This is a genomic window from Bacillus sp. 05T31, assembly GCF_056396725.1.
On record NZ_JBFTMA010000574.1, the window covers coordinates 1 to 2925 of the forward strand.

Below are 2925 nucleotides of genomic sequence, written 5' to 3' on the forward strand. Positions count from 1 at the left end.
AAGATGAAGTGTTTACATTAACAGGTCATTTTAAAGACCACCCAAAGTATGGAAAACAATATTTAGTTGAAACGTTTAAAAAAGAACTGCCACAAACAAAAGCAGGTATGGTGCAATATTTAGCGAGCGATTTATTTAAAGGGATTGGAAAGCGTACAGCCGAAAAAATCGTGGACCATCTTGGTGAGCATGCGATTTCTAAAATTATGGATGATCCGGATGCGTTAAGTGGTGTTGTAAACAAGCAAAAAGCGCAGGAAATATATGAGACGATTATTGAGCATCAAGGGCTCGAAAAAGTGATGAGTTTTTTAAATGGTTACGGTTTTGGAACAAAACTTTCTATTAAAATTTATCAGCAATATAAAGAGATGACATTAGAAGTGATTCGTAATAATCCGTATAAACTTATTGAAGAAGTGGACGGAATTGGATTTGGAAGAGCAGATGATATAGGGCGTGCAATCGGAATAACGGGCAATCACGACGACCGTGTACGTGCAGGGTGTTTTTATACGTTAGAGAATATTTCATTACAACTCGGTCACGTGTATATGGAAAAAGGTCAGCTTGTAAGAGAAACGATGTCACTTTTAAATAATCAAGAAGGCAGAGTGACTGAGGAAGATATTGTAGGCTGCGTTGAAATGATGCAAAGCGAAGGGAAAGTCATTATAGAAGAAGAGCGAGTGTATTTAGCTTCTTTATTCTATTCTGAGAAAGGCGTTGTAAAGTCAATTCGACGTCTTATGAATCAAGAAGAAACCCCTGCATTCCCTGAAGCAGAAGTGTTAAAAACATTAGGAGAAATTGAAGAACAGCTAAAGGTACAGTATGCGCCGCTTCAGCAAGAAGCAGTTCAAACTGCACTTCATAAGCCGATGATGTTATTAACAGGTGGACCAGGGACGGGGAAAACAACAGTTATTAAAGGAATTGTTGAAATGTATGCGTCACTTCACGGAGTATCATTAAATCCGAATGAATATAGTGATGATAATCCATTTCCAATATTATTAACGGCCCCAACTGGAAGAGCGGCGAAGCGCATGAGTGAATCGACAGGACTTCCAGCTTGCACAATTCATCGTCTGCTTGGATGGACGCCAGAAGGRTCTTTTCAGCGCAATGAAACAGACCCTGTACAAGGGAAGCTCCTTATTATTGATGAGTTTTCGATGGTAGATATTTGGCTTGCAAATCAGCTATTCAAGTCACTTCCGACAAATATTCAAGTTATCGTTGTAGGTGATGAAGATCAGTTGCCATCTGTAGGACCTGGACAAGTGTTAAAAGATTTATTGAATGCAGGTGCGGTTCCAACGGTCAAGCTTACAGAAATTTATCGTCAAGCGGAAGGGTCATCTGTTATTCAACTTGCCCATGCGATAAAAGACGGTACACTTCCACCAGATTTAGCGCAAAATAAAAAAGATCGTTCATTTATCAGCTGTGCAGGTGCTCAAATTGTTGAAGTTGTAAAAAAAGTATGTGAAAACGCGAAGACGAAAGGGTTTAGCGCAAGAGATGTACAAGTGTTGGCACCTATGTACCGCGGACCGGCAGGTATTAATGTGTTAAATGAAGCTCTCCAAGAAGTGTTCAATCCGAAAAAAGAAAAAAGTAAAGAAATTGCCTACGGTGACGTTGTATACCGCAGAGGTGATAAAGTACTTCAATTAGTCAATCAGCCGGAAAGCCAAGTATTTAATGGTGATATCGGAGAAATCGTTTCGGTGTTTTATGCGAAAGAAAATGTTGAGCAACAAGATATGATTATCGTTTCATTTGATGGGATTGAAGTAACGTATACAAAGCCAGATTTAAATCAAATTACACATGCATATTGCTGCTCGATTCATAAATCACAAGGTAGTGAATTTCCGATTGTTATTATGCCGATTGTAAAAAGCTATAACCGTATGTTACGTCGTAATTTAATTTACACGGGTATTACAAGGAGTAAGAAATTCCTTATTATTTGCGGGGAGGAAGCAGCGTTTCAATCCGGTGTAAATCGCCTTGATGATGCAATGCGTCAAACGACTTTAGCTGGCCGATTGCAAGAATCACAAGGAGAAGTGCAGATGGTGACGGTTAATGGTGAAGAAATGGACGTGGAAAACATTTCACCGTATGATTTCATGTAACAAGGTGAAATTATATAGTGAACCTTTCAAACGTATAACGTTGAAAGGTTCTAGCAATGTATAAATGAATGCAGTTTGGACATAATGGCGAATAGAATCTGGGAGACTGTAAGGAGATGAAAGCCATATGTTCAGTTGTCCAAATTGCAAAGGGAAAGACATCGGAAAAATAGGTGTCAACCAATTTTATTGCTGGAATTGTTATATCGAATTATCGGTTTCAAAGGGGRAAATCCATACACATCAAGTAGAGGAAGATGGTTCATTAAGCTCTCTTGATGATTTATTTGATGATAATGAAAGAACGATCGGATAACGAAAAGGGGGATTTACTTTGAATCTACGCAATTCATTAATCGCATTAGGTGTTGGAGCTGCAGCGTATCAATATGCTCGCAAACAAGATGTATTCTCAAAACGCAATGTGAAAAAAGCACGTAAGATGATTAAGTCTTATTTATAAGGCGTAAAAAACTCCCTTTATGATAAGGGAGTTTTTTTATGCGCTTGTATGCAAATATAAAAGTCCGATTTCAGAGAAGAGATAAGATAAACCGTAGCATCCAACGCCAAGCATTCCATAATGCCATAAGTGCTTAGCTCTTTCCTTTCGCGAGGAACGAATAAAGAAGCCTTTCCAAATACCAAAMCCGATACAAATCCATTCAAGAAGCATAAAAAGTGCGGATAATGCAAGCATAAATAAGATCATTATGAACCCTCCTGATTATATTTTGACATTCTGTATTTTCAGGGGTGGTTGTCCTTATTATGT

General features: G+C 38.3%; 4 protein-coding genes. 3 read left to right on the forward strand and 1 reads right to left on the reverse strand.

Going from position 1 to position 2925, the window contains the following annotated elements:
- The 3 genes from recD2 to AC1DJR_RS24420 form a co-directional block, all read left to right on the forward strand.
- On the forward strand, positions 1-2150 hold a 2150-nt coding region (recD2, locus tag AC1DJR_RS24410; RefSeq protein WP_477003705.1), incomplete at its 5' end, for an SF1B family DNA helicase RecD2.
- A gap of 127 nt (positions 2151-2277) precedes the next feature.
- Positions 2278-2466, forward strand: a complete 189-nt coding sequence (locus AC1DJR_RS24415; protein ID WP_477003706.1) for a hypothetical protein — start codon at positions 2278-2280, stop codon at positions 2464-2466.
- Positions 2467-2484: 18 nt separating this feature from the next.
- Positions 2485-2613 (forward strand): YrzQ family protein, encoded by a 129-nt coding sequence (locus AC1DJR_RS24420; protein WP_002015286.1) that lies wholly within the window; start codon positions 2485-2487, stop codon positions 2611-2613.
- A gap of 36 nt (positions 2614-2649) precedes the next feature.
- Here the strand turns inward: AC1DJR_RS24420 and AC1DJR_RS24425 are convergent, their stop codons facing one another.
- Positions 2650-2862: a hypothetical protein gene (locus AC1DJR_RS24425; protein ID WP_002015285.1), complete on the reverse strand. Its 213-nt coding sequence runs from the start codon at positions 2860-2862 to the stop codon at positions 2650-2652.
- Positions 2863-2925: the final 63 nt, after the last annotated feature.